At 67.7% G+C, this 1388-nt stretch carries 3 protein-coding genes; 2 read left to right on the top strand and 1 reads right to left on the bottom strand.

Annotated features, from left to right (window positions below; translation table 11 throughout):
- On the bottom strand, positions 1-371 hold a 371-nt coding region (locus IEZ12_RS38110; protein ID WP_229847405.1), incomplete at its 3' end, for a transposase.
- Positions 372-500: 129 nt separating this feature from the next.
- Between IEZ12_RS38110 and IEZ12_RS10380 the strand changes: the two genes are divergently transcribed.
- The gene (locus IEZ12_RS10380; RefSeq protein ID WP_189271738.1) at positions 501-881 is read left to right on the top strand and encodes a hypothetical protein; all 381 of its coding nucleotides are present in this window, start codon (positions 501-503) and stop codon (positions 879-881) included.
- Between the two features lie 97 nt (positions 882-978).
- Positions 979-1388: hypothetical protein (locus tag IEZ12_RS38105; protein WP_229847404.1), on the top strand; the 410-nt coding region annotated here is incomplete at its 3' end.

Genomic DNA, 1388 nt, shown 5'->3' with positions numbered 1-1388 from the left:
CTGTCGGCCGGGGCGTTGGGCGAGGCCTTCACCGACTGGGCGTCGATGATCGCCGCAGTCGGCAGGATCCGGCGGCCGTTCTTCGCTCGCAGCTGGTCACGGAGGGTGTCGTGGATCCGCTCGGTCGTGCCATCGCGTTCCCACTCCTTGAAGTAGCCGTAGACGGTGGTGTGGGGCGGGAAGTCGTGCGGCAGGTACCGCCAGGCGATCCCGGTCCGGGCGACGTAGAGGATCGCGTTCACCACCTCGCGCAGCCCGGTCGTCGGCTCACGTCCTTCCGTGCGGGTGCGTCGCCACTCCACCAGCATGGGCTCGATGAGCTCCCACTGATCGTCCTTCAAGTCCGAGGGATACCTGCGTCGTTCCGTCACAGTTGACCAATATCGCGGACACGGACCCTGCCGCCACGAGACCCTGGAACCGAGTCCGTGCCGCATCGAGAAAAGCCGGACAGTTGGGGGGAATCCCCTATCGAACACCCTCTCAGGAGGCCGCTGACCGTGATCGCCGTGCAACGCCCCGACTACCAGGACCTGTTGGCCGAGGCCCGCCGCCGGCTGGCCGTAGGAACCGACATCGAGGCGCTCCTGGAATGGTTCAAGGAGCTCGGCTTCCATCAGGTGGACTGCATCTTCGCCGTGATCCAGTTGGAGCTGGCTCCCCAGTCGGAGGCCAAGCGTCTGGTGCACTACAGCCGGGCCTGGAGCGCGACCCGCAAGCAGAGCGAGGAACTGCACGAAGCCCTGCTCCAGGAGGTGGCTGACGACCCCGACCTGGACGTTCGCATCGACCCCGACGGAAAGCACTGGACGGTGGCCATCCCTCTCCGGGACCCGGCCGCCACCGACTCCGGACTGCCCGCGACAGCACCGCAACTCTGAGGCGGGGCGCACGCCAGGTGGCAACGTATCGTGTCCAAGCCAGGACTTGGTGTGAATCCAGCCAGTTTGCCGCCATCTCCCCCCGGCCGGAACGTCCATGGTCATCCTGGAATGTTCGTCACCGACCGAGGGGAGAATGGTGGACGTTCAACGGCTGCATGCACGGAATCCGGAGGTCATCGGGCAGACCGCCGCGCTGCTCGGATTCCTGCGTGAAGTGGTGCAGAGCGGAACACAGCGGGCCAGGGACACGCGTTCCTGGGAACAGTTGTGGCTGAGCGACCTGCCTGCCGCGATCGCGCGGCCGACCGACCAGCCGGACCGGGCGCTGCTGGTGCTCGACCACGTCCCGCAGAGCGCGCCGCCCGATGTGCCCACCGAATTGCGCGGTTGGCTCGACGAGCAGGCCTGCGAGGATCCCGACGGCGGTGACCCGCCGCTCGCCGATCGCGGCCCCGAACGCACCGGCGCCGCCGTGGAGCTCTGGCAGGACACCGGCGTGACGGT

It is taken from the genome of Kitasatospora griseola (assembly GCF_014648555.1).
Lineage (GTDB): Bacteria > Actinomycetota > Actinomycetes > Streptomycetales > Streptomycetaceae > Kitasatospora > Kitasatospora griseola.
This window is presented reverse-complemented; position numbering and strand designations above follow the sequence as displayed.